Genomic DNA, 26,070 nt, shown 5'->3' with positions numbered 1-26,070 from the left:
CATCAGCGGCCGGGGTGCAGGAGACCCGTCAGCCGGTGCGCCTGCGCGAGCAGGATGGCACCGAGTTCGTGGTGGCGCTCGGGTCGGAATCGGGTCTCGACGCCGGTCAAGCTGAGCGCCCACGCAGGCTTGCCCGACCGGTCGAACACCGCGGCGCCGATGCCCCAGCTTCCCTCTACGAGCAGGGCAGGGTTGACGGCATATCCCGTCTCACGCGTCGACGCGATGCGTGTGCGGATGGCGTCCGACGAATGTTCGGCTCCCCACCCCGGCACGAGATCCGCACCGGCCAGGTACTCGTCGATCTCGCGATCCGGCATGTGCGCGAGAATTGCGAGGCCTGCCGACGCGACCCCGAGCGGCAGTCGCAGTCCCTCGTACAGAACGTGCGATCGCAGCGGAAAGCTGCCGTCCTCGCGCAGTAGGCACACGGTCTCGTCGCCGCGCCGCGTCGACAGAAATGCGCTCTCGCCGGTCTCGGCTGCCAACGTGTGGACGACGCCACGCGCGGGGCCCGTGATGTCGTATCGACTCGCAGCAGCCGACCCCAGCAGGTACATCTCGGGTCCGAGCGACCAGCGTCCGGTTGCCGAGTCTCGATCGAGAAAGCCCTCCTCGGCCAGAGAGCTCAGGATGCGATGCGCCGTGGGGCGCGCCAGGTCGGTCGCACGGGCGAGCTCCGTCGTCGATGCGCCCGTGGGCTCGGCAGCGCCGACCGCTCGAAGCAGTGCCGTGGACCGTGCGATGACGTTGGGGGTCGGAGCCATGCCAGAAGCGTAGCGTCCATAGAATGGACGCACTGGGGATTCGTGTTCGACCAGCGACCGATTCCGTCGAGGCTCTGGCCAGCGTGGAGCATAGGCGCTTGACTGTTCACATACGTCAGCGCGTTTGCTGAGTGAACACGTGAGGAGCTCTACTGTGGCAGGAAAGGTGTACGAGTCCGCGGCGGCCGCCGTTGCGGACATCGGTGACGGCGCGACGCTCGCGGTCGGGGGCTTCGGATTGTGCGGCATCCCCGACGCGCTCATCGAAGCGATCTCGCACGGCGAGACGAGCAACCTGGAGGTCTTCTCCAACAACTGCGGCGTCGACGACCACGGTCTCGGAATCCTGTTGTCGCTCGGACGAATCAGCCGCGTGACGGCGTCGTACGTGGGTGAGAACAAGGAATTCGCGCGCCAGTATCTAGCCGGTGAACTCGAAGTGGAACTGACACCGCAGGGCACGCTCGCGGAGCGGCTACGCGCCGGTGGCACCGGAATTCCGGCGTTCTTCACGCCCGCAGGCGTCGGCAGCCCCATCGCCGACGGCGGTATGCCGTGGCGCTACGACGCCGACGGATCCGTCGCCATCTCCTCGCCCCCCAAGGAAACTCGGGTCTTCGGGTCCAAGCGCTACGTGTTGGAAGAGGCGATCAATGCCGACTTCGCGCTCGTGCATGCCGAGATCGGTGACACCGAAGGAAATCTCGTGTTCGACAAGACCGCGATGAACTTCAATCCGCTCGCAGCGATGGCAGGCAAGATCACCATCGCGCAAGTGGAGAAGCTCGTCGAACCGGGCGAAATCGACCCGGGCGCAGTGCATCTCCCCGGTGTCTTCGTGCAGCGCATCGTGCACACCGGGCCTCAGGACAAGCGAATCGAAAAGCGCACCGTCAGTGCAGGAGGTCGAGCATGAGTTGGACTCGTGAGCAGATGGCGCAGCGTGCCGCTGCCGAAATGGTCGACGGCGAATACGTCAACCTCGGAATCGGCTTGCCGACACTGATTCCCGGATACCTGACCGACGACGTCAAGGTGGTGCTGCACTCCGAGAACGGAATCCTCGGCACCGGCCCGTACCCGACCGAGGACAAGATCGACGCCAACCTGATCAATGCGGGCAAGGAGACCGTCACCGTCAATTCCGGTGCAGCGTACTTCGATTCGTCGCTGTCGTTCGGTATGATCCGCGGCGGTCACATCGACACCGCGGTGCTGGGCGGCATGCAGGTCTCGCGCACAGGTGACCTCGCCAACTGGATGGTTCCGGGCAAGATGGTCAAGGGCATGGGCGGGGCGATGGATCTCGTGCACGGCGCCCGACGCGTCATCGTCGTCATGGAACACACCGACCGCGACGGCAACCCGAAGATTCTCGACACCTGCACCCTGCCTCTCACCGGCCAGGGCGTCGTGAATCGGATCATCACGAACCTCGCGGTCATCGACGTGGTCGGCGACGGCACCCTTGCACTCGTGGAGCTTGCACCGGACGTCACACGCGAGCAGGTCGAGGCGGCGACTGCAGCTCCGCTGCACGTGCACGAAAATACATAGGGGGCTATGTATTTTCGTGCACATGCGACGAAGTCGCCTTAGGGTGGAGAAATGTTCGTCAACTCTCCGTCCACATTCGTTGCCGACGCACTTCGTGGTCTCGTTGCCTCCACCGGCGACATTGCGTGGCACTCCGATCCTGGGTTTCTGACCCGACGCGAACCGTTGCCAGCAGGGCAGGTCGCGCTGTTGTCCGGCGGCGGGTCGGGCCACGAGCCGATGCATGCAGGCCTGATCGGCGCGGGCATGCTCGCAGGTGTGTGCCCGGGGTTGGTGTTCACGTCGCCGAACGCTCTGCAGGTGCACGAGGCGTCGAAGGCCGTGCATGCGGGAGGCGGTGTGCTGCACATCGTCAAGAACTACACCGGCGATGTCATGAACTTCCGTATCGCACGAGAATTGTTACGTGAGAACGGTATCGAGTCGGATGTCGTGTTCGTCGACGACGACGTGGCGACGGAACGCGCGGATGGTGACGGGCCCGGCCGACGTGGGACGGCGGCTACCGTCGTCGTCGAAAAGATCTGTGGTGCAGCAGCGGAACGCGGCGATTCGCTGCAGGCCGTCGCGTCCGTCGGCCGGCGGGTTGCCGCGAATTCCCGCAGCATGGCCGTTGCGCTGCGGCCGTGCGTACTTCCTGGTTCCGACGAGCCGTCGTTCGATCTGCCCGATGGTGAGATCGAACTCGGGATCGGTATTCATGGCGAGCGGGGAACGCAGCGCGTTCCGGTGATGCCCGCTCAGGAGATCGTGGCGGCGCTGACTCAGCCGATACTGGATTCGCTCGAACTCGAACGTGGAGAACGAGTCATCGCCTTCGTCAACGGTCTCGGCGCGACGCATCCGATGGAGCTGCAGCTGCTGTACGGAGAGCTGGCAGAGTACCTGTCCGACAAAGGAATCGACATCGCACGTCCCCTCGTCGGCAGCTTGGTGACGGCGTTGAACATGGCAGGCGCGTCCATCACGCTCGTGCGTGTCGACGACGAGATCCTGGAGCTGTGGGATGCGCCGACCGATGCGCCTGCGTGGCCGAACAATGCCGCTACGTCGGGCGGGGTTCTGGGTGAACGTGAAGGATTCGGCCCTGCATACGTCCTCAGTGAGACCGGCGGCGACAGAAGCACTTTCGTCTCCGAATGGGTTGCGAACTGGGCCCAGCGCGTGCTCGACGAAGAGCCGTCGCTGACCGAACTCGACCGGCGCGCCGGTGACGGCGACTTCGGTACCAACATGGTGTCCGCGCTCAGTCAACTCGACCTGCCGAGTGTGCGCGAAAGGTATTCGGGCCGAACAGTATTCGAAGCGGTGTCGGAGGCGTATCTAGGGCATGCGGGCGGAACATCGGGTGCGTTGTTCGGGATCTGGTTTCGTCAGTTCTACCTGTCGCTGGGCCCGGTCGACCTCGCCTCTATTGCCAGGGCTGCGCGACAAGGGCTCGACAGCATCACCGAACTCGGAGGCGCACACGTCGGCGACAAGACGATGGTCGACGCCATCTCCCCGGCCGTCGACGCACTCGAAGCTGCAACCGACCTGGCCGACGGGCTCAGGGCTGCCGCGGACGCGGCAGCAGCGGGTGCCGAATCGACGAAGGAGATCACCGCGAACCGAGGGCGCGCGTCCTATGTCGGTGACGCAGCGCGAGGCGTCGTCGACCCGGGTGCATTGGTGATCGCGTGGTTCTTCGAGGCCGCGTCAGCTGCGCAGTGACTCCAGAAAGATCCGAGCGATAGATTCGAGGCCGGCCTGATCGTCGGCGTCGAAACGATCGGGAACGGGACTGTCGAGGTCGAAGACGCCGACGAGTTCCTCGCCGTCGTACAGCGGCACGACCACCTCGGATCGTGTTGCCGCGTCGCATGCGATGTGGCCGGGGAAGGCGTGGACGTCGGCGACGCGTTGGGTCTCACGCGTCGTCGCGGCGGCTCCGCACACACCCTTGTCGAGAGCGATGCGCACACAGGCCGGCTGACCCTGGAACGGGCCGACGACCAGTTCGGTCCCGTCGAACAGGTAGAAGCCGACCCAATTGACCTCGGGCAGAGCGTGATACACGAGGGCCGAGATGTTGGCGGCATTGGCGATGCGATCCGATTCGCCCTCGACGAGCGCCTTGGCCTGTTGGGTCAGCTGCTCGTACTGCTCGGCCTTGGTGCCCTCGAGTGCGGTAGCGGTGAACGACATGCGCCCGAGTCTATTTCTTCACCGGCTTTCGGCGGCCACTGAGCCGTCCCGCCGCGAAACCCACCGCGAACAGAACGAGCAGTATCAACCACAGCGGCGAGCTGATGTGAAGCCAGAACAGCTCGATGGTCGTCGTATAGCGGTTTTCGGCGATGAACACCGCCGCCAGGATCACCAGAAAAATGGAGATCCAGTGCGTCTTCAGAAAGCCAACAGTCCTGTCTCTTCCCGACATACTCCGAGAAGTTACCTGGTCGGAGCGTCCTTTCGGTCCAGAACCGCGAACCCGAGGACCACCAGGAAGAGCGACATGCCCGTCACCTGAATGCGTTGCGCGACGCCGAGACTGTACGACCCGGGCAAATTGTCGGCGATCAGCAGCCACGCCGTCGACAACGACGTGATGACGACGACAACAGTGCCGAGCGTGCGCACCAGCGGGAACGTGCGATATCGGAAGGACGCCACCGTGAACGCGATCATCGCGGTGAACACGGCGAACACCGCGATCGTGCTGGTCAGCGCATGGATGTGATGCAGTTGCGGAAACAGTCCGCTGGGCTCGACGGGGCAACTCGGGTCGTTCGCCGCGACACACTCGATCGGCAGTTGTGAATCAGCGATCGTCGCAGCGCCGAAGATTCCGATGGCAATCCAGCCGATGGTCGTCAGGCGTCGTTTCACGAGAAACCACAAGCCCATGCCCGACGACGCGATCAGCAACAACCCGGTGATCAAGTCGGCGGTAGAGAAGAACGTCTTGTACGGCTGATCCGAGGCGTCCAGCTCGCTGAGAAACGAATTCGTCGGGTCGAGACCGGTGTCGAGGAAGAACTCCGCCACCCACGCCGAGTACAGAACCCCCGCCAGCACCAGGCACACCGTCAGCGCGGTGACTCGTCGTCGCAACACATCAGCAACTGTAGGCGGGGCCGCCGGACGCCCGGAGTGAGTGAGGGCGGCATTGGGCCACTCTGAGTGACCGAATGTCACATTCGGTCACCTGAAGTAAGTGAGGGGGTCATCCGGTCACCCGCATTGCGCGAGGGTGGCATCCGGTCACCCGGATTGAGTGAGGGTGGCATCGGGTCACTCTGAGTGACCCGATGCCACCTTCGGTCCGAATCCTGGGCTCATATTCGGTCCGAAACCCCGGCTCACTCGGCGAGCGCCCCGACCACCCGGTCGGCTGCGACCACCGGATCCTCGTGCTCCCAGATTCGGATGACGGTCCACCCCTCGGCCGCGAGACGCTCGTCGGTGTTGCGGTCGCGAGCGACGTTGGCCGCCAACTTGTCCGCCCACCACTGAGCGTTGTTGCGCGGCTTCGTGGCGTGGACGGGGCAGCTGTGCCAGAAGCATCCGTCGACGTACACCGCCAGCTTGCGTCGCGGAAACACGACATCTGCCCGACGCCTCATGCCCGTGACCGGTGCGCGGTCGACGAAGTATCGCAGCCCGCGGCTGTGGAGCTCACGACGCAGAGCGATCTCCGGCTTCGTATCGCGTCGACGCTGCTTGCTCAGCCGCGCCGACGTCGCAGCATCGGTCTGCGGCTTCATTGCATCGACAGTAGCCACTGCTTGAATGGCGCTCCGAAGCTATCTGTTCGTATGAATGGACCATTCGAGCGGATGGGCCGGCTCGCTGGCGCTGCTTGGGTGGCGCTTGCAAGCTATCTGTTCGTATGAATGGACCATTCAAGCGACTGGGAGTGGAGCCTGCGGAATGACCCGATGACTGGGAGTGGAGCCTGCGGAATGACCCGATGACTGGGAGTGGAGCCTGCGGAATGACCCGATGACTGGGAGTGAAGCCTGCGGAATGACCCGATGAATCAGAACCGGCTACCCGTCCTCACTGTCCTCCGGCTCGGACCAGGTGGGCGCGAATTTGTTCCGCCGCTCGACCTCCCCGTGCACGATGGCGACGAAGTCGTCGAACGACAGTGTCTGCGCATCGGTCGGCCTGCCGTTGCGGGGCGGTGACTCGTCGACGTCGAAGAAGCGCACCTCGCCGTCCGGGTCGTAGAGGCCGATGAACACCTTCTCGAACAGGTCGTAGCGCGTGTCCTCGGCGCCGAGGTCGACCCACATCTTCCCTGTCCCTCCGACGACCGCACGCTTCCCGCGGCCGGACCGTTTGGACAGCGTCGTCACATGATGGGCGAACGACGACTTGCCGACGTCACTGGACTTCGACGCGTCACCGTCGTCGCACGTGGCGAACGGCTCGAACATGACGCCGATGAGCACGCTGTACGGCTGACGCTGGTGAAGCACCATCGCTTCACCGCGGAGTTCGTGGTCGTTGCGCACGATGTTCTTGGTCCAGCGTCCGAATTTGCCTGTGCGAGGGCTGAAGTCGCGGAAGCTGTACGTTTTGATCGACACACACAGAATGAGCCCGAGCGTGGGGTCGAGTGCCTTGACGTCGAGCCTTTTACGGCCCTTCGCGACGTCGACCTGCGCTTCCTGCCCGACGCCCATCGCGTCGGGCGTGATGTTCGGGTAGTACGGCCGCAGCGCGTCGGCGACGGTCTGCGCGAGGTGATTCGACAGCCGCTGCGCGTAGTTCTTCTTGTCGCTGCGGTCGGCGTCGGGCAAGGGCTTGTCGCCTGCCAGTGCCAACGGCCGAGCCAACGCGGGCGGGTCGGGGAACAGGTGATCGCTCATGCCGCGGCGGGGTTGGGGTTGCCGCCCATGCGGTCGAGGTGCGATTCGACGTCGTCGAGAAATCCAGGTTGGAACCGCAGGTTGCCCATGCGAGCCCGCTTGAGGAACCCGGCCGTCGCACGCGCCGACAGCAGCTGTGAGTCGTCGAGGAAGTCGCTGAGATTCTCGTACGGTTCGTGGACCGGCCACGTCGATCGATGCACCCGGAACGCGGAGCCGCCGCGTCCCCACGCCGCAGTCGGCCACGCCTGGCCGGGGAGAATCTCGACGTCGTCGGAGTCGTCGTGCACCTGGGGGTGTTCGAGCTGTGCGGCGACCCACGACGCCATACGCACACTCACGGCATTACCGACGAGCTTCCATCGGTGGCCGGCGCGCACGCCTGGCAGGCCGAGAGCAGGAGCCGTCCAGTCGGGGTCGAAGCCCTGCAGACGTTCGGCGCCGACGATGCCGGGCGTCACGATCTCGCCCGACGGCAACCGCACGGCCGGGGGACTGGCGATGCCGAGCGACGAGCCACCCTTCAAAGTCGGGACGGCGTTGACCGCCCAGCCGAGACCACGAGTGCCCTCTGTCCAGTAGAAGCCGCACGGCTGCTCGCTGGGGTCACCGTCGGGAAGAGGCCCTTCGTCTTGAGAGAACAGAACCTCACGCGGATCCTCGGTGCGGGACGCGAGCATCAACACCCGTTGGCGACGCTGCGGGAGTCCGAAAGACCGAGCGTCGACGACGCGGTATGCCCACATGTACCCGAGGTCGGACAACGCGTCGGTGATGTGGCGCATCGCGGCGCCTCGACCGAGCTGAAGCATGAACGGCACGTTCTCGATGAGCAGCCAGCGGGGCCCGTTACGGCGTTTGACGAGGCGAAACACCTCGTCGACGAGACCGGACCGCTCGCCGGTGATGCCCGCGGTCCGGCCGGCTTGGGAGAGGTCCTGGCACGGAAAGCCTGCTGCGACGAGCTCGGTACCCGCGGGCAGAGCACGCAGCTTGGTGACGTCGCGATGAAGCGGAACATCGGGAAAACGCGCGCTCAGCACCGCACCGGCACCCGGATCGATTTCGCACAGCAGTTCCGTCGACCACCCCTGCTCCGAGAGGCCCAACTCGAGCCCGCCGATCCCGGCGAACAGCCCGACCATCGATCGCGAACCCACGCCGCACCCTTCCCTCGAACCGAAACTCGTAGGAGAACGTTACTCGAGAACTCCGACAGGTTTCGCCAACCACACGGCAACGCCGCTTGACCTCGACATTGGTTCAGGTATCACGCTGGAATGCGAAAGCGGAAAAATCGGTTGGTCCGAGGGCCGCCGGAGTGAAAGCATTCTTCAGGCGAGAGGTAAGGGGAATCGACGTGTCCACGGGTGTGCTCGAACAACAGGTGACTGTTATCGACCAGTCGGATTCGAAACAGGCCAAGAGAAGTTCCCTGGCCCGCTTCTACCCGTTCGTCGCGCCCTACAAGTGGCGTTTCGTCTTCTCGATCATTGCGTCGCTGGTTGCGACGATGACCGGCCTCGCCATTCCGCTGGTGATGCAGGGCGTCATCGACGGGCCCATTACGGACGGCAACTTCGCAGGCGTCTGGTGGCCTGCGGCTCTCGTATTGTTCCTCGGGACCGTCGACGCGGTGGGCATCTGGGTCCGGCGCTACCTGGTGTCGGCGCCATCGAGTCAATTCGAGATTGCCACTCGTGCAACGGTATTCGAGAAGTTGCAACGGCTGTCGGTGTCGGCGCACGAAGGGTGGGAATCGGGGCAGCTTCTGTCCCGCGCGATCGCCGACCTGTCCTTGCTGCGACGCTTCGTTGCTTTCGTCGGCCCGTTCATCATCATCAACTCGGTGACGTTGGTCGTCGGACTGGGTGTTCTGTTCGTTCAGTCGTGGCAACTCGGCGCGATCATGCTGGTGACGTCGGTGCCTCTGGTGATCATCTGCACCCGCTTCGAGTCGATGTATCGCGTTGCCGCTCGCGACGCGCAGGACCAGGCGGGCGACGTCACGACGACGGTCGAGGAATCGATCCAGGGCATCCGCGTTCTCAAGGCCTTCGGTCGCAGCGCGCACCTCGGCCGCCGCTTCCTCCGTCAAGCTGCGACATTGCGCGGCACCGAGCTGAAGAAGGTTCGGTACCTGGCGATTCTGTGGGCGTTGATCGTCGGCATTCCGCCTCTCGGTATCGGAGCGATGCTGGCGTTCGGCACTTACTCGATAGTTCAAGGCACGATGACGACGGGAATGCTCGTCGCCGCCATGGCCATCGTCGCGTTCCTGCTGTGGCCGATCGAGGCGTTCGGATACCTGCTGGCGGAGCTCAACAATGCCCGCACCGCTGCGGATCGGTATTGGGAGATCATGGATACCCCCGAGACGATCACGGGGCCGACGAAGCCGGTCCGTCTGCCGCAGAACCTCCGCGGCGAACTCGCCTTCCACGACGTCGGATTCACGTTCCCCGACGCGTCGGCCCCGCTCCTGGAGGGTGTCGAATTCCGCGTCGAACCGGGCGAGGCCGTCGCCGTCGTCGGTGTCACCGGAAGCGGCAAGACTGCGCTGACCAACTTGGTGCCGAGGCTGTTCGACGTCACCGAAGGCGCCGTGACGATCGACGGAATCGACATTCGCACGTTGTCGCTCGAGGATCTGCGTTCGGTGGTGTCGGTCGCGTTCGAGGATCCGGTGCTGTTCTCGGCGAGTGTGCGCGAGAACGTCGCGCTCGGGACGCCCGGTGCCTCGGACTTCGATGTCGAGGAAGCGCTCGCCGTCGCGTGCGCAACCGAGTTCGTCGACAAGCTCCCGTGGGGCCGCGACACTCGAATCGGCGAACAGGGAATGAGCTTGTCCGGCGGGCAACGTCAGCGTTTGGCGCTGGCACGGGCAGTGCTCGGTCGGCCGCGAATCCTGGTGCTCGATGACCCTCTGTCGGCACTGGACGTGAACACCGAAGCGCTGGTTCAAGAGAATCTACGACGCGTCCTGACGCAGTCGACGACACTCATCGTCGCGCATAGGCCGTCGACGGCAGCACTCGCGGATCGGGTGATCCATCTCGAGGACGGAAGAATCGTGGAACAGGGTACGCACGAACGCCTACTGGCGACCTCGGCGAAGTACCGCCACGTCATGGGGTCGATCGATGGCTGATCAGAAGACGACCGACGAAAAGGATTGGCGCGGAGTAGGAAACGAGGACTCCGATGTCGATTCCACCGGCAACTCGATTCTGGCCGGACGGTCGCGACGGCTGTTGGTGTCGCTGATCCGCCCGTACCGCAAGCAGACTCTGCTCGCGCTGGCGATCATCCTGGTGGACAACATCGCGTTCGTCGCCGGACCGTTGTTCATCGCCTACGCGCTGGATCACGGTGTGTCGGCGGCGATCGACGGTGATTGGGCGCCGCTTGCGTGGACTGCGTTCGGCTACATCGCATTCGGCATTCTCGGTGCGATCACGACGTACACGTTCCTCATCGTCTCGGGCAGGCTCAGTCAGGCGATTCTGTTCGACCTGCGCAAGCGAGTGTTCGAGCACGCGCAGGCCTTGAGCCTGTCGTTCCACGAGAAGTACACGTCGGGACGTTTGATCTCGCGGCTCACCAGTGATGTCGAGTCGCTGCAGACACTGCTCGAAAGTGCGTTGAACGACGCGTTGACGGCCGTCCTGTCCATCGTCAGCATCGCCGTGATCCTGGTGTATCTCGATGTGCCCCTTGGCTTGATCGTGCTCGCCGGATTCGTTCCGCTCGTCCTCGTGACCCGATGGTCGCAGCGCAAGCAACGCACGGGATACCGTCGTACACGGGTGGCGATCGCCAAGGTCGTCGTCCATTTCGTCGAGTCGATGGGCGGCATCAGGGCCGTTCAGGTGTTCCGCCGCGAAGCACGCAACGAGGCGATCCTGAAGACCGAGGACACCGAATACCGCGACGCGACGACGGCCGCGTTGCGCGGAATGGCGAGTTACACGGGCATCGTGCGGTGGATCGGCAACGTGACGCTCGTGATCATCCTCGTATTCGGTAGCTATCGAGTCATCTATGGCCACATGGATATCGGCGTCCTCGCGGCGTACGTGCTCTACCTTCGCCGGTTCTACGGACCGCTCGACGAGCTCGCCATGGTGTTCAACGCCTACCAGTCCGCGGCTGCCGCACTCGAGAAGATCTCGGGCGTGCTGGAGGAACGACCGTCGGTGCCGTCGGCCGAGAATCCGGTGCATCTCGCCGAGGCCGAGGGCGCCATCGATTTCGACGACGTCCACTTCGCCTACAACGCCGAACGCGTTGTGCTGCCGGAATTCTCGTTGCACATCCCGGTGGGCCAGGTCGTCGCCATGATCGGTGAGACGGGCGCGGGAAAGTCGACGCTCGCGAAACTGCTTGCGCGCTTCTACGATCCGACCTCCGGGACCGTCAGGCTCGACGGCGTCGACCTACGCGACCTGAGTGACGAGACCATGCGACGGCATATCGTCATGGTGACGCAGGAATCGTTCCTGTTCTCGGGATCCATCGCCGACAACATTCGCCTCGGCAAGCCGTCGGCAACAGACGCGGAGGTCGCTGCTGCGGCAGACGCCGTCGGGCTCACGGAGTTCGTCGACACGCTGCCGGACGGGCTCGACACCGACGTCCGGAAGCGCGGTGGTCGGCTCAGTTCGGGGCAGCGTCAGCTCGTCGCGTTCGCTCGGGTGTTCCTCGCGTCGCCTGCTGTCATCGTGCTCGACGAGGCGACGTCGAGCCTCGACATCCCGAGCGAGCGGCTCGTGCAGCGTGCGCTCGAGACGGTCCTGCGGGGTCGGACGGCGCTGATCATCGCGCACCGGTTGTCGACCATCGCGATCGCCGACCGCGTGTTGGTGATGGACGGTGGAGTGATCGTGGAGGATGCGGCGTCGCCGATGGCGTAGTTCCGGGTTCCTACTTTGCATACACGGGCGCCGCGGGCGCACTAAAATGATCCGGTCTGACGGTGCAGGTACGTCACTGCACGTACGAGCGGAGCGGCGGTAGTCGGCCGGGGGTCGCCGCGAGGGTCGAAGCCGACCGTGTTCTCCAGAAGCGGGGAATCATGTTCGCCTCTGTCGCCCGGTTCGTCATCGCCAACCCGTGGAAGGTCATCGTCGGCTGGCTCGTACTCGCGGCCGCTGCGATCCTGCTCTCACCCAGTCTGAGCAACTACACGACGGGCAACCAGCAGACGTTTCTGCCGAGTTCGTTCGAATCCTCCGAGGCCCAGGCGGTAGGCAACGAGTACTTTCCCGCGGTGGCGGGCGCGACGGGAAGTCTGGTCGTCACTCGGTCCGACGGCCAGCCCCTGTCGCCGACCGACCAGCAGACAGCGACCTCACTGGCGACGACGCTGCAGAACGAGAACATCCCGGGCGTCGTGAGTGTGACGGCGTCGCAGCAGTCGTTGTCGCAGGACGGCAAGGCCGCGGCGCTACAAGTGGCGTTCGCCGGTCAGCCGGGAGACGACATTGTCGATGCCGCGATTCCACTCGTGCGGGACAGTGCGGACAGCGCCCTGCAGGGATCGGATCTGGTCAGTGGACTCACCGGCAACGCCGCGATCGGCGTCGACACCACCGCGGCGTACGACCGTGCCGACCAGATCATCACCATCGCGACCGTCATCGTCATTCTTGCGTTGCTGGGCTTGATCTTTCGCAGTCCGATCATCGCGGTCATTCCGGTGATCGTCATCGGAATCGTGTTGTTGGTCGTCACCGCGCTGACCGCCGACATCGCTGCGCTGTTCGGCTTCCAGGTCAGCACCACTCTCGGATCGATACTCGTCGTCGTGTTGTTCGGAATCGGCACCGACTACGCGGTGTTCCTGCTGTTCCGCTATCGCGAACGCATACGCAGCGGCGAATCACCAAGGGAGGCACTGCTGTTCTCGGTGACCGTCGTCGGTAAGGTCGTCGCGTCGTCGGCGCTGACCGTCATCGGTGCGTTCGCGGCGCTGCTGCTCGCCAAGCTGGGTTCGTTGAGCACACTGGCGCCCGGGTTGATCATCGCCGTCGCCGTCATGCTCCTGACAGCACTGACGTTGTTGCCTGCGCTGTTCACCGTTCTGGGTAAACACCTGTTCTGGCCGCTCGGGCCCGGACACGACAGTGAGAGAACACCATTCGTGGCCATCGGCAACGTCGTCTCCCGACGACCGGCCATCATCGCAAGTGTGGTCGGGCTCGTGCTCGTCGTACTGGCGATGTTCTCGTTCGGCTACACCTCGACGTACAACACGCTCGACGAATTACCCTCCAGCACATCGTCTCAACAAGCATTCGACACGCTGGGTGAATCGTTTCCGCTCGGCGCGCTGAGTCCCACCCAGATCTACGTGACGGGCGACGGGCCGGTCTCGCAGCAGGTGCTCGGCGCGGTGGCCACCGATGTGTCGCAGGTCGCCGGAGTGTCCTCGGTCTCGCCGCCACGGATCAGTCAGGACGGTACCGCCGCGGTCATCAGCGTTGTGCTGCAGGATGATCCGTACTCCAACGACGCGATCGATCTGGTGCAGGGGCCCGTCCGCGATGCCGCGCACAGTGCCGCGGTTCCCGGTACCGAGGTGCTCGTCGGAGGTCAGACATCGACGTTCGTCGATGTACGGGAACAACTCCGTGCCGACACGCGGCTCGTGTTCCCTGTCGCGGCCGTGATCATCGCGGTGATTCTCGCGCTTCTGTTGACCGCGGTGCTGGCTCCGCTGAATCTTCTTGTGTGCGTTGCTCTTACGTTCGCAGCGACGCTCGGTGCGGTCGTGCTGGTATTCCTGAAGATCCTCGACTACGACGGTATCGACTTCACCATTCCGATCGTGCTGTATCTGTTCGTCGTCGCCATCGGCACGGACTACAACATCCTCATCGCCTCCCGGCTGCGCGAGGAATACCACAACGGGCACGCGCCGCGGCAGGCTGCGAAGGAGGCGGTCACGAACGACGCGCCCACCGTGGCCGCGTCGGGCATCATCTTGGCTCTGACGTTCGCGTCGTTGATGTTGACGGGGCTCGCCAACCTCGCCGAACTCGGTTTCGGTGTTGCGATCGGCGTGTGCATCGCGGCGCTGCTGATGGCACCGCTGCTGGTGCCGAGTCTGTCGGCACTGGAAGGGCGGGCGTTCTGGTGGCCCATGCGCTTCGCGCCCGCGCGCGGAAAGTAACAACGGGGGCCAACTATGCACGCACGGGCGGCGAAGCTGCACTACCAGGGAGCGATCGGCGGCTTCACCCACATGATCTTCTCGTCCGCGTGCGCAGGCGTCGCAGCCGGATGGGCCGGGTTGTCCGCTGCCCACCGGTCCTTCCGGTCGAGTAGGTCGGCGGTGATGGTCCACGTCTCCATCGTGCTCGGGGGAGACATGTCGGCCGCCCGGGCGAGCTTGCGACGGGCCGCGTCGTCCAAGCCGAGCAGCTCTGCGCCGCTGATGCCGCGTTCCCAGATGTAGCGGGCGAGCGTCGTCGCCTTCTCCTGTCGGGATTTCGCGGCCTGCTCGGAGTGCGCGAAATCGAAATCGCCTGCGGTCACGACGCCCAACAGTAGCTACCGTGAGGAGACTGGAACAGAGCGATCGGTGTAATCGGCGCCACGTCTGATCGGCCGAAAACGCGGCATTCCGACTGCGAAACGGCCGAATCTCGGCGTGGCGGCTGATAGTCGGGAAAAGAAAAGTCACCACCGCTTGATCCGATGCCGGGCCTGTCGCTTACCGTAGTCGAGTGACCACTCCAACATCGGGTGCAGCTTCAGCCACCGAGGCAGCCCCGTCGACGCAGTCCTGGCCGGCGATTCTCACCTTTCGAGCGCACGAGGCCCCCCGCATGGAATCGGTCCGTGTACAGCTCAGCGGCAATCGCATCAAGGCATCCGGACGCATCATCGGTGGCGCTTGTTCGGAGCATCCCGCGTTCAGCGCGTCGTACGACCTGGTGACCGACGAGAACGGCATCACCCGCCGCCTCTCGTTGCGCACCGCTGTCGCGGGAGGCGAGAAGCAGGCCTCGGTCAGCCGTGACAACGAGGGCTACTGGATGGTCGAAGGCTCGTCGAACAGCCAACGCGCGACGTACAACGGTGCTCTCGACGTCGACGTCGTGCTCAGCCCGTTCTTCAACGCACTCCCGATTCGACGCCTCGGACTGCACACGGATTCCATCGAGACCCAGGTCCCGGTCGTGTACGTCAATCTGCTCGACCTCAGCATTCAGGAAACTGCCCTGACCTACAGCAGCGGCGCCGACGGCATTCACGTGCTCTCACCGGTGTCGAGCTCGTCGGTGACGGTCGATTCCGACGGTTTCGTTCTCGACTACCCCGGGCTCGCAGAGCGAATCTGACGTACGACGCCACCCGCGCGGCCGGCTGAGCGTAGAGCCTCCAGCCAGCCGTCGTCACCCGGTGCGATGTCGGTGATGTCGAAACGCTCGTGGTTCTCGTATGCGGTGCGGGCGGCGTGCCCGGCTGTGACGAGCGTGTCCGTCGAGCGCGCGGCTGCCAGTTCTTCTCGAGCCCGCGTCAGCACCTCTAGTGCCTCGTCGAGCACGTCCGTCAGCGCGTCGGCATTGCCCTCGCACATCGCTCGAACGAGAGTGGGCGACGACGCGGCAACCCGTGTGCCGTCTCGGAACGACCCGGCGGCCAAACCCAGCGCAAGCGGCCCCCCCGACGCCCCTGCCTGTGCCAGCGTCTCGGCCAGCAGATGCGGCAGGTGCGAAATGCGTGCGACGGCCCGGTCGTGCTCACCGCTCTCGACCGGTACGACGACGGATCCGCAGTCCAGAGCCAGCGACGCGACCTGACGCCAGACATCCGGGTCGGCACCGTCGTCGACGCCGACGACCCACACTGCATCGCGGAACAGGTCCGGGTCCGCCGCGCGCCAACCGGATTCGTTGGTCCCTGCCATCGGATGACCTCCGACGTACCGGGCCGACAGGCCGTGCCTCGCGACCGCCGCCGCGACTTCCGCTTTGACGCTCACGACGTCGGTGATCGGATTGTTCGGCGCGTACTGGGCGATCGCGTCGAGGATCGAGTCGACGGCAGGCATCGGAACCCCGATCACGATCAACGCGCCCCTGTCGGCCGCCCGGGTGAGGGCCGCAACCAGATCGGTACCGGTGTCGTATCCCGTCTCGGTCGAGCCGGCGATGGCGTCGGCCGATCGGTTGTAGCCCCACGCGTCTCGACCAGCACGAACAGCGGCCTGCAGAACCGATCCGCCGATGAGTCCGAGGCCGAGCACACACACGGGAGCTGTAGTCACGCCACCAGGTTGGCATACGGCCCCGACAGGTTCTATCGCGGCGACTTCATTTCGGAGGCTCTTGGCGACTACCGTTGCGCGCATGGCTGCACAGCGCGGGAGCAACAACTCCGCCAAGGCGAAGAAGTTCGACGGTCCTGAACCGAGCGCGTACGACGACCTCGAGGGCTTTGGCGTCGCAGTCGTCCGAGAGGACGGCAAGTGGAAAGTGACACCTCTGTCCTCCGGGGCACTGGGATCACTGTCCACCGCAGAGACCGAACTGCGTGAGATGCGCAGCTCAGGTGCCATTTTCGGGCTGCTCGACGTCGACGACGAATTCTTCGTGATTCTGCGGCCCGCGCCGTCGGGAACCCGTCTTCTCATTTCCGACGCCACGGCCGCGATCGACTACGACATCGCTGCGGATGTTCTCGACGCTCTCAACATCGAGATTCCCGACATCGACCCCGACGAGCTCGACGACATCGAGCCCTGGGAAGAGGGCGATCTGTCCCTGCTCGCGGATCTGGGACTGCCCGAGCCGGTACTGGGCATCATCGTCGCCGAGACCGATCTGTATCCGGACGAGCAACTCGGTTCGATCGCACAGCGCCTCGGATTTCCCGACGAGCTGTCAGCGGTCCTCGACAAACTGCCTCGGTGACCGACGAGGATCTCGTCCGTGCCGCGTTGTCGGCTGCCGAGGAAGCGTCGGACCTCGACGTTCCGATCGGTGCGGTGGTCTACGACGCCGACGGCCGGGAACTCGCACGAGCGGCCAATGCGCGAGAGCGGTCGGGCGATCCGACCGCGCACGCCGAGATACTTGCTCTCCGCGCGGCAGCTCAGGTGCACGGCGACGGCTGGCGGCTCGAAGGGTGCACCCTCGCAGTGACGCTCGAGCCGTGCACGATGTGCGCGGGCGCCCTCGTGCTCGCTCGCGTCGAGAAGGTCGTCTTCGGGGCCTGGGAGCCCAAGACGGGCGCTGTGGGCTCGCTGTGGGACGTCGTTCGGGATCAGCGTCTCACGCACCGACCCCAGGTACGTGGTGGCGTGCTGGAGCAGGAATGCAGCAGTGTCCTGCGCGGATTCTTCGAACCCAGACGCTTATGAACTTCTCATGTTTGCCTGGTCGGCCCAACGGATAAACCCTGTCGCAAGGAGCGCGGACACCGCGTTCTGCACAACCGAAATCCGCAGGGAGGCATTCATGGGACTCGACGACAAGATCTCGAACAAGGCCGAGGATCTGGGCGGTAAGGCGAAGGAAGCAACCGGAGCAGCCACCGGAGACCGTGACCTCGAAGCCGAAGGCAAAGGCGATCAGGTCTCGTCCGCAGTGAAGGACGCAGGCGAGAAGATCAAGGATGCGGCGTCCACCGTCAAGGACAAGCTCACCGGACACTGATTTACCGGCGCTGAGCAGGCGATTTAGTGTCGCGGCGCCATTGCGGTACAGTTTTCCGCGGTGGCGTGTCCGAGCGGCCTAAGGAGCACGCCTCGAAAGCGTGTGACGGGTAACCCCCGTCCGAGGGTTCAAATCCCTCCGCCACCGCCAAAGCTCCCCATCTGTTCACGCAGGTGGGGAGCTTTTTTGTGCCAACACTGCTGGCTAGAGCACGCCTGCTGGCCACAATTTGGCCACACTTTCCGGTGAGTAGGCCTCATTCATGGTCACAGCGACGGCGTCGAGGTCCGTGTCGAACAGGTCCGCGTACGTGTCCAGGGTGACCTTCGCCGAGGTATGTCCGAGCATCCTGGCGAGCGCGAGCACGTTGACCCCCGCGCTGACTGCAAGGCTTGCTGTCGTGTGGCGCAGATCGTGCGGTGTGATCTTCTGGACACCGGATCGCTTCACTGCGCCGACGAACCATCCGCCGTCCGATTTCGGACGTGGTAGGTATCGCCCGTCCGGGCCAGGAAACACCAGACCATCCAAGCTCTTGCCTTCGCACTGCTGCGCGAGCTCGTCGAGAATGAACTGTGGGACAGGTACCGACCGAGAGCGCCGACTCTTGGTTAGCCCCTCGGCGTGGTTGACACCCAGCTGTACGGCGTTGTCGTGGACGCTCAGACGTCGGCGCAGAAACTCGATATCGCGCACACGAAGCGCGATCAGCTCACCCCAGCGCAGTCCTGTGTAAGCTTTTCGTGAGCACCAGCCGTCGATGTTGGCCGCACTCATCAGCCAGACGTAGGACGTCCTCGGCGGACAGGTACACGTGCCGTTTCGCGGTCTTGCGCGGCAGGTTCTCCACACCTCGGGCAGGGTTCTTCGCCAGCCGCCGCGACTTGACGGCGTCGTCGAGAAGGCCGGCCAGTACCCCGTAGGCTCGGATCACCGTCGTCGGGCTGCATCCGCGGCGCACCATATCGGCGATCCAGCGCTCGACGCCTGCCTGTTCGATCTCCACGATCCTTGTTTGACCCCATGGCGGCTGTACGTGATTGCGCCACGCCGACTCCAAAGTGCGGAAGTTCGACGGTGCGACGTCGGATTCTTTCCGTGCCAGCCACCCGGGTGCCAACTCGGCGACGGGAACACGCCCGAGGGCAGGAGCGACGTACTCGCCACTGAGCTTCTGGACCTCGACGGTGTTTGCGAACGCCTCGGCGTCGCGTTTGGTCTTGAATCCCCGCTTTGTGGTCTGGCGGTGGTCGGGGGTTCGGTACCGAACACGATAGCGTCTGCCAGTCTTTGTGCCGTACGGCTCAATTGTCGCCATTGATCGCCTGCCTCAGTTCGTCCTTCAGCGTCCGTGCGACACGTCCGCGTTTCTGCGCGTTCGCTAAGGGCCCGGCGCGACGATCTCGTTCTTCGGTGAATGTGGACGACCAGAGTTTGATCGTCCACATGGCCAACAGCGCCGGCGACAGGTCTAGATCCCTTGCGGCCCGATCGTCCCCTGAGTTGTGCCTGTGTCTCGCGTCTTCGACGGCCGCCAGGTCTGCAACGATTGGTCGCTGAGCGCCAGCGATCGACTCTGCGTTCGGATCGTCTTTGATTTCGATCTCGCCCGATTCGATGGTTTCAAGTGCGGCGCCCTCGAGGAGTTGAGCCAGTACGTCGCCGGTCATGATTAGTCGGTCGTTGATGTCGATCATGTCCTCGGTGCGGACCAGGTCGGCAACCGAAATCTCGGTGCCGGAGATCGATGACAGTGCGAGCGAAACAACCACGAGAGTTTGCAGGGTCGGCGAGACCTTTCCGCTTTCCAACGTGCTGATGCGGGCATCGGACCAGTTCAAGCCGAACTGGTGTGTGGCGCGGGCCAACGCATCGCCGGATGCGCCTGCTGTTGTTCTGAAGAATCGAACGTTTCGGCCAACAGTTGCGGAAAGGTCTGTAATCGACACTGCGAAAAGGTACCTCAGATTTTGAAGGATTGACATCGGGCCTGATCGGACGTTAGCGTTCCTCATGCCTCATAAAAGAGAGGCTTGAGAACTCGGCGAAAGGTCAGGTAGATGGAAACCCGTGAAAGGCCCTGGACTGCACGTGAATACGCTGAATGGAGGGGTATCTCGACGGAGTCTGCGGCGCAGGAGCGTTACAAAGGCACCGGGCCTAGGTTCATTCGTGCCACGGGACGTGTCATGTACGACCCAGCAGATGTATACAGCTGGCTCGACTCGAACAAGCGCGACCGAACCGACCGGATCGCATCCTGATTGGCGGACTCGCGCCAGTGAGAGCTGCCCAAGGCGAAGGGCCCGCGAATGACCTGGCCGTCATATCGCGGATCCGCCGACTGTCCCAGCAATCCTCGGTCACGCTACCGAGGGATCTCTTCTTCTGACAGCTTGAATTCTGTTCTTACACAACTAAAGAAGGTAATGATGAGCATACGCACATCCGCTCCAGATCGCCAGCTCCCGCTACCAGAAATGCCAGTCGCGCTTGCCGACACATGGCCAGTCGACGCAGAGGCAGCGATCGCTGAGATGGCGCGCCGTGGGATCCGCTTCAGTGCGTACGACCTTACGGAGAACGGACTGCCGGATCCGCCCAACCCCCGCTGGTGGGGTGTCGCGTTTATGGCCGCCCATCGAGCAGGAATCATTGAGAAGGCCGGTGTCGTCGAGTCCAGGCGCCCATCACGGGCACACGGGCTCTGCCGCATGTGGACTGGCAGTGAGCACCCGTCAGTGCTGAGCGGAGTGCGCCCGTGACCGAGAATGAACACCGATACGGCGAGTCCGGGGCAGCTGACTTCCTCGTTGACGGGGCGTCGTTCATCCTCGACATGCCGAAGGACACCGTGAACCTATGGGGCGCAGGGGAAGAGAGCCTGTGGTCGCAAGGCGAAGCGCTGATGATCGCGGGCCCGCAAGGAGTCGCGAAGACCACCCTCGCGGGCAACCTTGTGAAATCGATGCTCTGTGGCGGCGACTTGCTGGGCTATGCCGTAGCTCGGGCCGATCAGGTGCTGTATCTAGCGATGGACCGACCCCGACAGATCGGCGGAGCACTGGGCCGCATGTTCGGGGAGGAACAACGAGAGCAGTTGGAGAACGGCCTGACGGTCCTACAGGGCCCTCCCCCCGCGGACTTCGCTGACCACCCCGCAACCTTGATGGAGCTCGCAGATCGGACCTCGGCAGGCGTGGTCATCGTGGATTCGCTGAAGGACGCCGCACTCGGGTTGTCCTCCGACGAGACAGGCGCCGGGTACAACCGGGCCCGACAGATGCTGCTGCAGAGCGGGGTTGAGCTCATCGAGCTACATCACGTGAAGAAGACTAGAGCGGACGGTCGCGATGGTGCACTGGGGATCGACGACATCTACGGCAGCACCTGGATCACGAGCGGTGCGGGATCCGTGTTCCTGTTGCAGGGCGACCCCGGCGACAACGTCGTCTCGATGAGCCATGTCAAGCAGCCACGGGACGTTGTTGGGCCGCTCAAGCTACTCCATGACCGTGCAGCGGGATCGGTCACTGTGCTCGATGAGGCCGATCTCGCGTCGCTCGTCGACGCTAGCGGGCCGTCGGGCCTCACCGCGAAGGCGGCGGCTACCGCACTCAACGAGCAGGGTCGCGTCTCCCCGGCCGAGGCGCAGAAGGCGCGGCGTGCCTTGCAGAAACTCGAATCGGAAGGTGTGCTGATGCAACGCGCCGGCAGCCGGGGTGGGGTCGCTGCAACGTGGGTACATCGAAATCACGCACTAATCACGCTCGCTGCATAACCCCTGGTCGGAGAATTACGCCCCACGACTCCCAACCTGCACCCCGACCAGGTCGCCGACCGCCACGCTCCGTCACCGAGCCGCTGGTCAACGTAATCACGCATCACCTCACGCTAATTACGGCCCGCCTAATTACGCTTTCCCCCTCTCTCTTAAAGAGAGGGGGAAACGCAAGGGCGCAGATGACGGGTCAATCCAACAGCCACCTACCCGAGAGGCACCCGATGACCTACACCAAACCCCCTCGCACTCTCCCCAAGAAGCACACCACCTCCAGAACAGCAACGTCCCCGAACTACTCGACCCCGACGCGGACTTCGAAGTGACCGACCGCAAACGACTCGCCACACTCGTAGCCGGCACCAGCACCATGACGATCGCCGCACTGGCCTTCGCGATCAGCTTCACCGCACTCCAAGATCTCGCAGAGCAAGCCGGAGTCACCATCCCCGCCCTCTGGCCCATCGTTGTCGACGGCCTCATCGTCGTCGCCACCATCGCAGTGGTCGCGCTCGAGGGAAACCGATGGTTCGCCTGGACCATTCTGATCACCGCATCCTCAGTCTCGCTGATAGGTAACGCCGTACACGCCTACCTCGCGGGCCCACCCGTCGGCGCTGTTATCGCAGTCTCCGTCGCGGTAGTCCCTCCCGCAGCCCTTGTTTTGTCAACGCACCTCGCGGTCGCGCTCAACAGAGACCAAGGGCCAGAAGCACGTCGGCGCCAAGCGCTCGCCTACCTCTCCGACGGGCGCACGGTCGCCGACACCGCCGCAGCCCTAAACGTCCCTGCCACCACAGTTCGCAGATGGAAGAAAGACGCGACCCCCGACCGCCTGACTGCGCCGCTCGTCGCAGCTTGACTTATAGGAATTCTCATGACGCTGACCATGTTCGACATCGATGACCACGGCACAGTGATCGGCGAGCCAGCATCTGCCCGCCGCCCACTTCCCTTCGCGTGCAGTCGCTGTGACGAACGGTGGTCCGGCCAGGCAACATGCCACTGCTCCGGCTGCCACCTCACCTACAGTTCGATATCGGCGTTCGACGCGCACCGCCGCAACGGAACATGCCGAGCACCTGACGCATCCGGACTCGTGGCGTTGGAAAAGGCGTATCCGGTGTTCGGGTACCCGACCGACCCGAAACGTCGCTCCTACTTCGACGGCTTACGCATGAGTGCGACTCAGACGGTCGCCTGACATTGTCCTCCGCTCAACGTCATTCAACCGAATGATGTTGAGCGGCAGACAGCCGTCGCGTCGCAGGAAAGGTCGGAAGATCTGATACTTGTGACCCATGACAGTTGCAGGATGGTACCCAGACCCCGTCGATCCCAATATCAACCGATACTGGGATGGCGCTCAATGGACCCCCGCAACCCAACCCCGCCACATCGTCGCGCCACTCACTTCACAAACCGCCCCTCACAGGCCGGCGAAGAAAAAGCCGAACAAGACCCTGCAGACCCTCGCCGTCATCTTCCTCGTGGTGTTTCTCGGTGGCATTGCCGTCTCAGCCCTGGACGGCAGTGACCCGGCGCCCAAAACGACCACCCGCGCTGCCGTCGAACCGTCCCAACTCACCGAAGCCGCCACGCCTACAGACACATCCAGCAAGATTGCCGGACCGCGAGACACCATCACCTACGCAGACGACGGACTCGCCGTGACCGTCACAGCGCTCACCGAAGGCCCCTCGACCAACCAATTCGACGGCACCGGAACCGGATACAGCAGCTTCACCCTCATATCGTTCGAACTTCGCAACGTCGGGAACGACACCCTCGACGCAGCCGACTGGTACGCGCCGTACCTCAACTACGGACCGGGCGGAGCCTCCGCCGAAGCTGAATGGCTAGCAGGCACCGTCAACGGCCTACGAACCGACGACATCAAAGGAAGCGGCCTCATCCCACCCGGCGGCATCGTCACCGCAACCTTCGCCTACCAACTCACCATCGCCGACCTCTCGCAAGCAACAATCACTCCTCGGTGGCCCGGTCGGATGGTCTGGACCGGCAACTTCGCAGAAGCATTCGCTGCCTGAACTGGCACCTGCATTACTTCGCAACCACCCCGCAACTGAACACGCCCCCACATGCCGTCGCAGCGCGCATCTACCCAGCTCAATAGGGTAATCAACGTGGCGAGCGTCGCCTTGTGCACCTGGTAGCACTCTCGCGCACGCGTGCGCGCACACGCGACCACGTCGGAGGCGACGGCTCGAAGTCTTAGTTTCTCCTGGCTACTCGCCGGGAGCCGGGAAGATCTGTGCCAGTTTGGCTCCGATGATCCTGTCCTGTCCGCTTGCCCATTCGTGCAACTTTTGGATGAAGTCGAAGTAGGTGTCGGAGGTGACGCCTTTGTAGCTCGGTGGTGGTATGAGGTCGTGAGCCGCGTTGGTGGTTCCGGTGATGGTGGCGGGCTGGGGCGCTCGCTTGTTGCGGCTCTTCTTCTGACGGGTGCCGTCCCAGCGGTCGACGTCGAGGGCAAGTTCCTTGAAGCGGGCTTGGGCGTCGCCACCTACTAGGTCGTGGATGCTCTGGCGGTTGTAGAGGCCGTGCATCTCCGACGGCGGCTGGGGTTGCGCCTCGGTGTGCTGGAGGATTCTGAGCAGCCAGGTGCTGTGTGTTGCGGCGATGGTGATGCCTGCTTCGCCGAAGGGGTTGGTGCCGATCCTGGAGTTGAACAGTTCCGCTGCTTCTTCGCAGTTTTTGAGGATGCGGTCGAGTGTTCGGTTGTATCTACCTCCGGCGTCGGCGTCGGCGGCGGTGTCGCGGCTGAAGGCGTCGTACAGGGCGTCTATTTCGGAGGCGCTGCGTCGAAGCACCGCGGCGTAGTCGGCGGAGAATTCGCGGTGGCGTTGAGCGAGATCGAGCTGCCGGTCTGCATTGAGCTGCGTCTTGACGTACTTGCCGGCGAGCCACAGTCCGAGGGCAGCTAACGCCAGGGGCACTCCTGTGTCGGCGACCCATTCGCCGCTTAAGAGGTGCGCCCAGAAACTTTCCCACTCTGTCACTGTTCGATCGCGGCGGGTTGCTCGATGGTAGGGAGCGCGTCGGTGCCCGTGAACACCTGCACCGCGGACTCAACTTGTCCGGGGAGAGCGGCAATGCCTCCGATGGTTCCGGTGACCAGACCGACGGCAGTGACGAATTGGCCGACTCGGTGGAGCGCTGTTCGACCTTGTTGGGTTTCGGGTAGTCCGGTGTGGGTAAGGGTTCGGATGATGGCGCCATAGGCTACGTCGCTGGCGGTGCGCAGTCCCTCGGTTCCGATGAGCCAGGCTTCGTCGAGCGCGCTGGTGATGCGGCCGATTTGCTGAAGTAGCGCGGATCTGAGGTCTGCAGGGAGGTCGGCGCAGTCGCGCACCAGCTGCGCCATATCGAGGGCTCGGTCGCGCAGGACTGCAATGTCGTCCTCTGCGTTTGTCGGCGGGTACTGGTGCGAGATCCAGAAGGCGGCTGCTTGCAGGCTGTTGAGGTCCGCTGTGGTGTAGGCGCGGTTGACAGTAGATGTGGGGCTTCCGAGTGAGTCGAGTTTTTTGAACGCCGCAACGACGTTGCTGTACCAACTTCTGTAGAGGGTCACTTGCGGGCCGTTGAGGTCGAGCTCCTGTCGGTTGGCGACGGCGGTGATTGCATCCATCGCTTTCTCGGGCAGTTGGGTGAGCATCGCGAGCTTTCGTAGGAGTTGGTTCTGGCGCTGAGTTTCGAAGAACTGCTCAAGCGTTGTTTTGAGAGCAATGTCCGGGTTGAGACTTTTCATCTGCACGAGCACGTGGTGGAGTCTGTGCGCCGGGTTGTTGATGTCGGTCATCGGCACATCCTTGCCGACCGACGCCACTATCGAGTCGAAGTGTTAGATGCGGTGTGTCCTGTCGCGGCGGTGAAGCGTGTATCCGGCTTGTTAGACGACGCGTCGTCGACGCGATGAATCGCGTGTCTTGAGTCGTTCAAGAGAAGGTCGACAATTGGGAGCGCGGCAGCCTCGTTCCATCGTTCGATGGGGCTGTGCAGCGCACGGTCTGCGTCGAGCTGGTGTCGGAAGAACCAAAGGGCCAGCACGATCCCGACCGCGGTGACGATCAGCGGGATGAGGGTGTTCGCGACCCAGTCAGCGTTCGCTAAGCATTGCCACAGGCTCTTCTACGGATCCATGACGCGCCTTCTGTCGGACTCCGCCACCCCCGACGTCCTTGAGTCAAGTTCTGGTGACCAATCAGGATGCCTTATGTAGTGCCCCGCGGACTACTCGCAGCCGTTCGTAGCGATACAATGTGCAGTACAAAAAGATTCTCTCGCGATGTTGGGGGAGATGACCATAGGGAGCACACGTGACGGGACCGTTCGACGCTGGCCAGGCACGTGTCAGAGTGGTCCCTGACCTCAGTCGCTTCTTGTCGGAAGCAAAGGCCCAGGTGCAGCGA

Annotated in this window: 26 protein-coding genes, 1 tRNA gene and 1 pseudogene; 15 read left to right on the top strand and 13 right to left on the bottom strand. The window is 63.8% G+C overall.

What is annotated here, in order from left to right; translation table 11 throughout:
• Window positions 1-2: 2 nt before the first annotated feature.
• On the bottom strand, window positions 3-767 hold the full coding sequence (locus CHB96_RS06850; RefSeq protein WP_089244383.1) for an IclR family transcriptional regulator: 765 nt from the start codon (window positions 765-767) through the stop codon (window positions 3-5).
• Between the two features lie 154 nt (window positions 768-921).
• Here CHB96_RS06850 and CHB96_RS06845 point away from each other — a divergent pair, with 154 nt between their 5' ends.
• Genes CHB96_RS06845 through CHB96_RS06835 form a run of 3 tightly spaced genes read left to right on the top strand, consistent with a single transcriptional unit; the run spans window position 922 to window position 4,037 of the window.
• Window positions 922-1,683, top strand: a complete 762-nt coding sequence (locus CHB96_RS06845; RefSeq protein WP_176444181.1) for a CoA transferase subunit A — start codon at window positions 922-924, stop codon at window positions 1,681-1,683.
• Entirely contained in the window at window positions 1,680-2,324 is a 645-nt protein-coding gene (locus CHB96_RS06840) for a 3-oxoacid CoA-transferase subunit B (protein ID WP_089244380.1), read from the top strand. Before CHB96_RS06845 ends, CHB96_RS06840 begins: the two co-directional genes overlap by 4 nt.
• A 51-nt stretch (window positions 2,325-2,375) precedes the next feature.
• Entirely contained in the window at window positions 2,376-4,037 is a 1,662-nt protein-coding gene (locus tag CHB96_RS06835; protein WP_089244378.1) for a dihydroxyacetone kinase family protein, read from the top strand.
• Here the strand turns inward: CHB96_RS06835 and msrC are convergent.
• From msrC to CHB96_RS06805, 6 genes are all read right to left on the bottom strand, one after another.
• Window positions 4,023-4,511, bottom strand: coding sequence for a free L-methionine (R)-S-oxide reductase MsrC (gene msrC / locus CHB96_RS06830; protein WP_089244376.1), 489 nt, complete (start codon window positions 4,509-4,511; stop codon window positions 4,023-4,025). The two genes, CHB96_RS06835 and msrC, sit on opposite strands and share 15 nt — an antisense overlap.
• Window positions 4,512-4,521: 10 nt before the next feature.
• Window positions 4,522-4,746: a hypothetical protein gene (locus tag CHB96_RS06825; RefSeq protein ID WP_089244374.1), complete on the bottom strand. Its 225-nt coding sequence runs from the start codon at window positions 4,744-4,746 to the stop codon at window positions 4,522-4,524.
• 11 nt (window positions 4,747-4,757) lie between these two features.
• Window positions 4,758-5,423, bottom strand: a complete 666-nt coding sequence (locus CHB96_RS06820; RefSeq protein WP_089244372.1) for a DUF998 domain-containing protein — start codon at window positions 5,421-5,423, stop codon at window positions 4,758-4,760.
• A gap of 245 nt (window positions 5,424-5,668) precedes the next feature.
• The gene (locus CHB96_RS06815; RefSeq protein WP_089244370.1) at window positions 5,669-6,073 is read right to left on the bottom strand and encodes a very short patch repair endonuclease; all 405 of its coding nucleotides are present in this window, start codon (window positions 6,071-6,073) and stop codon (window positions 5,669-5,671) included.
• A 285-nt stretch (window positions 6,074-6,358) separates the two neighbouring features.
• Window positions 6,359-7,186, bottom strand: coding sequence for a hypothetical protein (locus tag CHB96_RS06810; protein ID WP_089244368.1), 828 nt, complete (start codon window positions 7,184-7,186; stop codon window positions 6,359-6,361).
• Complete coding sequence (locus CHB96_RS06805) at window positions 7,183-8,331, bottom strand: DNA cytosine methyltransferase (protein WP_089244752.1); 1,149 nt, start codon at window positions 8,329-8,331, stop codon at window positions 7,183-7,185. Before CHB96_RS06805 ends, CHB96_RS06810 begins: the two co-directional genes overlap by 4 nt.
• 215 nt (window positions 8,332-8,546) lie before the next feature.
• On the opposite strand from CHB96_RS06805, the gene CHB96_RS06800 reads away from it, so the two are divergent.
• The 3 genes from CHB96_RS06800 to CHB96_RS06790 all read left to right on the top strand — a co-directional run bounded on the left by CHB96_RS06800 (window position 8,547) and on the right by CHB96_RS06790 (window position 14,363).
• On the top strand, window positions 8,547-10,337 hold the full coding sequence (locus tag CHB96_RS06800) for an ABC transporter ATP-binding protein (protein WP_089244366.1): 1,791 nt from the start codon (window positions 8,547-8,549) through the stop codon (window positions 10,335-10,337).
• On the top strand, window positions 10,330-12,102 hold the full coding sequence (locus CHB96_RS06795) for an ABC transporter ATP-binding protein (RefSeq protein WP_089244364.1): 1,773 nt from the start codon (window positions 10,330-10,332) through the stop codon (window positions 12,100-12,102). The genes CHB96_RS06800 and CHB96_RS06795 overlap by 8 nt, the downstream gene beginning before the upstream one ends.
• A gap of 161 nt (window positions 12,103-12,263) precedes the next feature.
• Window positions 12,264-14,363, top strand: a complete 2,100-nt coding sequence (locus CHB96_RS06790) for an MMPL family transporter (RefSeq protein WP_245865318.1) — start codon at window positions 12,264-12,266, stop codon at window positions 14,361-14,363.
• Window positions 14,364-14,404: 41 nt separating this feature from the next.
• On the opposite strand, the gene CHB96_RS06785 is transcribed toward CHB96_RS06790, so the two are convergent.
• Complete coding sequence (locus tag CHB96_RS06785; RefSeq protein ID WP_176444180.1) at window positions 14,405-14,728, bottom strand: hypothetical protein; 324 nt, start codon at window positions 14,726-14,728, stop codon at window positions 14,405-14,407.
• Between the two features lie 293 nt (window positions 14,729-15,021).
• Here CHB96_RS06785 and CHB96_RS06780 point away from each other — a divergent pair, with 293 nt between their 5' ends.
• Window positions 15,022-15,537, top strand: a complete 516-nt coding sequence (locus tag CHB96_RS06780; protein WP_245865339.1) for a putative glycolipid-binding domain-containing protein — start codon at window positions 15,022-15,024, stop codon at window positions 15,535-15,537.
• On the opposite strand, the gene CHB96_RS06775 is transcribed toward CHB96_RS06780, so the two are convergent.
• Window positions 15,510-16,466, bottom strand: a complete 957-nt coding sequence (locus CHB96_RS06775; protein ID WP_245865317.1) for a prephenate dehydrogenase — start codon at window positions 16,464-16,466, stop codon at window positions 15,510-15,512. The genes CHB96_RS06780 and CHB96_RS06775 overlap by 28 nt on opposite strands.
• Before the next feature lie 82 nt (window positions 16,467-16,548).
• On the opposite strand from CHB96_RS06775, the gene CHB96_RS06770 reads away from it, so the two are divergent.
• The 4 genes from CHB96_RS06770 to CHB96_RS06755 all read left to right on the top strand — a co-directional run bounded on the left by CHB96_RS06770 (window position 16,549) and on the right by CHB96_RS06755 (window position 18,006).
• Window positions 16,549-17,112: a tRNA adenosine deaminase-associated protein gene (locus tag CHB96_RS06770; protein ID WP_089244356.1), complete on the top strand. Its 564-nt coding sequence runs from the start codon at window positions 16,549-16,551 to the stop codon at window positions 17,110-17,112.
• Entirely contained in the window at window positions 17,109-17,561 is a 453-nt protein-coding gene (locus CHB96_RS06765) for a nucleoside deaminase (RefSeq protein ID WP_089244354.1), read from the top strand. The genes CHB96_RS06770 and CHB96_RS06765 overlap by 4 nt, the downstream gene beginning before the upstream one ends.
• 97 nt (window positions 17,562-17,658) lie before the next feature.
• The gene (locus CHB96_RS06760; RefSeq protein ID WP_089244352.1) at window positions 17,659-17,856 is read left to right on the top strand and encodes a CsbD family protein; all 198 of its coding nucleotides are present in this window, start codon (window positions 17,659-17,661) and stop codon (window positions 17,854-17,856) included.
• A 59-nt stretch (window positions 17,857-17,915) separates the two neighbouring features.
• A tRNA-Ser gene (locus CHB96_RS06755) sits at window positions 17,916-18,006 on the top strand.
• A gap of 54 nt (window positions 18,007-18,060) precedes the next feature.
• On the opposite strand, the pseudogene CHB96_RS06750 reads toward CHB96_RS06755, so the two are convergent.
• Window positions 18,061-19,174 (bottom strand): annotated as a pseudogene (locus CHB96_RS06750) (site-specific integrase).
• Window positions 19,161-19,805, bottom strand: coding sequence for a helix-turn-helix domain-containing protein (locus CHB96_RS06745; protein ID WP_141136452.1), 645 nt, complete (start codon window positions 19,803-19,805; stop codon window positions 19,161-19,163). The pseudogene CHB96_RS06750 and the gene CHB96_RS06745 overlap by 14 nt, the downstream one beginning before the upstream one ends.
• A gap of 812 nt (window positions 19,806-20,617) precedes the next feature.
• On the opposite strand from CHB96_RS06745, the gene CHB96_RS06735 reads away from it, so the two are divergent.
• The 4 genes from CHB96_RS06735 (at window position 20,618) to CHB96_RS06720 (ending at window position 23,688) form a co-directional block, all read left to right on the top strand.
• Window positions 20,618-21,637, top strand: a complete 1,020-nt coding sequence (locus CHB96_RS06735; RefSeq protein WP_089244346.1) for an AAA family ATPase — start codon at window positions 20,618-20,620, stop codon at window positions 21,635-21,637.
• A 322-nt stretch (window positions 21,638-21,959) separates the two neighbouring features.
• Window positions 21,960-22,499, top strand: a complete 540-nt coding sequence (locus CHB96_RS06730) for a DUF2637 domain-containing protein (protein ID WP_089244344.1) — start codon at window positions 21,960-21,962, stop codon at window positions 22,497-22,499.
• A 15-nt stretch (window positions 22,500-22,514) separates the two neighbouring features.
• Window positions 22,515-22,841 (top strand): FDXHR family putative zinc-binding protein, encoded by a 327-nt coding sequence (locus CHB96_RS06725; RefSeq protein ID WP_089244342.1) that lies wholly within the window; start codon window positions 22,515-22,517, stop codon window positions 22,839-22,841.
• A 97-nt stretch (window positions 22,842-22,938) separates the two neighbouring features.
• The gene (locus CHB96_RS06720) at window positions 22,939-23,688 is read left to right on the top strand and encodes a DUF2510 domain-containing protein (protein WP_089244340.1); all 750 of its coding nucleotides are present in this window, start codon (window positions 22,939-22,941) and stop codon (window positions 23,686-23,688) included.
• A 198-nt stretch (window positions 23,689-23,886) separates the two neighbouring features.
• Here the strand turns inward: CHB96_RS06720 and CHB96_RS06715 are convergent, their stop codons facing one another.
• Window positions 23,887-24,660 carry a hypothetical protein gene (locus CHB96_RS06715; protein ID WP_089244338.1) on the bottom strand — a complete coding sequence of 258 codons (774 nt, stop codon included), beginning with the start codon at window positions 24,658-24,660 and terminating at the stop codon, window positions 23,887-23,889.
• The gene (locus CHB96_RS06710; protein ID WP_141136451.1) at window positions 24,657-25,460 is read right to left on the bottom strand and encodes a hypothetical protein; all 804 of its coding nucleotides are present in this window, start codon (window positions 25,458-25,460) and stop codon (window positions 24,657-24,659) included. Before CHB96_RS06710 ends, CHB96_RS06715 begins: the two co-directional genes overlap by 4 nt.
• Between the last annotated feature and the right edge of the window lie 610 nt (window positions 25,461-26,070).

The organism is Rhodococcoides kyotonense, assembly GCF_900188125.1.
GTDB lineage: Bacteria > Actinomycetota > Actinomycetes > Mycobacteriales > Mycobacteriaceae > Rhodococcoides > Rhodococcoides kyotonense.
This window is presented reverse-complemented; position numbering and strand designations above follow the sequence as displayed.

Excerpts from the sequence above, each read along its gene's own strand:
- CHB96_RS06850 (WP_089244383.1), bottom strand. The coding sequence starts at position 767 with ATGGCTCCGACCCCCAACGTCATCGCACGGTCCACGGCACTGCTTCGA.
- CHB96_RS06840 (WP_089244380.1), top strand. The coding sequence starts at position 1,680 with ATGAGTTGGACTCGTGAGCAGATGGCGCAGCGTGCCGCTGCCGAAATG.
- CHB96_RS06835 (WP_089244378.1), top strand. The coding sequence starts at position 2,376 with ATGTTCGTCAACTCTCCGTCCACATTCGTTGCCGACGCACTTCGTGGT.
- msrC (WP_089244376.1), bottom strand. The coding sequence starts at position 4,511 with ATGTCGTTCACCGCTACCGCACTCGAGGGCACCAAGGCCGAGCAGTAC.
- CHB96_RS06825 (WP_089244374.1), bottom strand. The coding sequence starts at position 4,746 with ATGTCGGGAAGAGACAGGACTGTTGGCTTTCTGAAGACGCACTGGATC.
- CHB96_RS06815 (WP_089244370.1), bottom strand. The coding sequence starts at position 6,073 with ATGAAGCCGCAGACCGATGCTGCGACGTCGGCGCGGCTGAGCAAGCAG.
- CHB96_RS06810 (WP_089244368.1), bottom strand. The coding sequence starts at position 7,186 with ATGAGCGATCACCTGTTCCCCGACCCGCCCGCGTTGGCTCGGCCGTTG.
- CHB96_RS06805 (WP_089244752.1), bottom strand. The coding sequence starts at position 8,331 with ATGGTCGGGCTGTTCGCCGGGATCGGCGGGCTCGAGTTGGGCCTCTCG.
- CHB96_RS06795 (WP_089244364.1), top strand. The coding sequence starts at position 10,330 with ATGGCTGATCAGAAGACGACCGACGAAAAGGATTGGCGCGGAGTAGGA.
- CHB96_RS06790 (WP_245865318.1), top strand. The coding sequence starts at position 12,264 with ATGTTCGCCTCTGTCGCCCGGTTCGTCATCGCCAACCCGTGGAAGGTC.
- CHB96_RS06780 (WP_245865339.1), top strand. The coding sequence starts at position 15,022 with ATGGAATCGGTCCGTGTACAGCTCAGCGGCAATCGCATCAAGGCATCC.
- CHB96_RS06770 (WP_089244356.1), top strand. The coding sequence starts at position 16,549 with ATGGCTGCACAGCGCGGGAGCAACAACTCCGCCAAGGCGAAGAAGTTC.
- CHB96_RS06760 (WP_089244352.1), top strand. The coding sequence starts at position 17,659 with ATGGGACTCGACGACAAGATCTCGAACAAGGCCGAGGATCTGGGCGGT.
- CHB96_RS06725 (WP_089244342.1), top strand. The coding sequence starts at position 22,515 with ATGACGCTGACCATGTTCGACATCGATGACCACGGCACAGTGATCGGC.
- CHB96_RS06720 (WP_089244340.1), top strand. The coding sequence starts at position 22,939 with ATGACAGTTGCAGGATGGTACCCAGACCCCGTCGATCCCAATATCAAC.
- CHB96_RS06710 (WP_141136451.1), bottom strand. The coding sequence starts at position 25,460 with ATGACCGACATCAACAACCCGGCGCACAGACTCCACCACGTGCTCGTG.